The 1,358-nt window shown below is 48.2% G+C and carries 1 protein-coding gene and 1 pseudogene; both read left to right on the top strand.

Going from position 1 to position 1,358, the window contains the following annotated elements; translation table 11 throughout:
- Positions 1 to 164: pseudogene (locus R8N28_RS25025) on the top strand (ABC transporter ATP-binding protein); the annotation flags it as partial.
- Positions 161 to 1,258 (top strand): ABC transporter permease, encoded by a 1,098-nt coding sequence (locus R8N28_RS25020; RefSeq protein WP_318183641.1) that lies wholly within the window; start codon positions 161 to 163, stop codon positions 1,256 to 1,258. The pseudogene R8N28_RS25025 and the gene R8N28_RS25020, both read left to right, overlap by 4 nt.
- Positions 1,259 to 1,358 lie beyond the last annotated feature (100 nt).

The raw sequence follows: 1,358 nt of genomic DNA, 5'->3' as shown, positions 1-1,358 counted from the left end.
CTCAGATCGGTATTCGTTTGCGGGTGCTGATTGACCAGAGCGTACCCGATCCAATTGCGTGGTTGAAAAGCCAATTTCCTCATCTGCAACAAGCGGAAATGAACCTGGCTCGACCCAGTTTGGAAGATGTGTTTGTTTCGGTCACAGGGGAGGGTCGCCAATGAACGCGCTGTTTCGCATGAAAGCGATTGTGGTTAAAGAGCTGCGTCAGTTATCGCGTGATCGCATCACCTTTGGCATGGTGGTGATGATCCCACTTATCCAGCTTTTGCTGTTCGGTTTCGCAATCAATACGGACATTCGCAACATTCCGGTAGGTGTTGTCGATCAAAGTGGCAGTACCGCCGGGCGGATCATTACCCAGTCCGTAAAAGTCACTCAAGTGGTGGATATCAAAGAAACCTATGCCACCGCGCAAGAGGCTGAACAAGCGATTCAAGATGGTATTGTGCGCGCCGTGCTGATTTTGCCAAGCGATCTCACACAACGCATGATGCAAGGTCGAGAGCTTGGGCAATGGATTGTGGATGGGTCAGATACCATGATCAGCTCGGCAATATTGTCGTTGCAAACCATGCCATTGACCGATTTTGATTTCGAGATTCGCCCAGCGCCAAGCAAAACATTCGAAGTCGCACTCTACTACAACCCAAGTCGGCGTTCTGCGGTCAACATCGTACCCGGCTTACTCGGTGTGATTCTCACCATGACGATGATTTTGTTCACCAGTGCCGCGATTGTACGAGAACGTGAACGGGGAAATTTGGAGCTATTGATCACCACGCCCATCCACTCGATAGAGCTAATGGTGGCGAAAATCGTGCCGTATATCTTTGTCGGCTTAATTCAGGTTTTCATCATTCTAGGGTTGGGACATTGGATTTTCGGCGTACCGATTAACGGTGCAATCAGCCAAATTCTGTTTGGAACCTTGTTGTTTATCGCCGCCAGCTTAACTTTAGGATTGGTCATATCCACCATCGCCACAACACAGCTTCAAGCGATGCAAATGACAGTGTTCATTCTTCTGCCTTCGATTCTGCTTTCTGGATTTATGTTCCCTTACGAGGGCATGCCAGTCGCAGCACAGTGGATTTCAGAAGCCCTGCCCGCCACTCACTTTATGCGCATGATTAGAGGCATAGTGTTGCGAGGAGCGGATCTGATGGACTTATGGCGAGATACCCTTTGGTTGCTCGGGTTTACCGTATTTGGATTGGTCGTCGCGTCACTAAGGTTTAAGAAATCACTCGATTAAAGTTGCCCATTTTTATCTTCCGTAGAAACAAAAATAGCCTCGACAATGAGGCTATTTTTGTTTGGAAATTTGAATGTCTAACAGGCAATGCTCAATGGCA

The organism is Vibrio sp. Vb1554, assembly GCF_033344235.1.
This window is presented reverse-complemented; position numbering and strand designations above follow the sequence as displayed.

Excerpts from the sequence above, each read along its gene's own strand:
- R8N28_RS25020 (WP_318183641.1), top strand. The coding sequence starts at position 161 with ATGAACGCGCTGTTTCGCATGAAAGCGATTGTGGTTAAAGAGCTGCGT.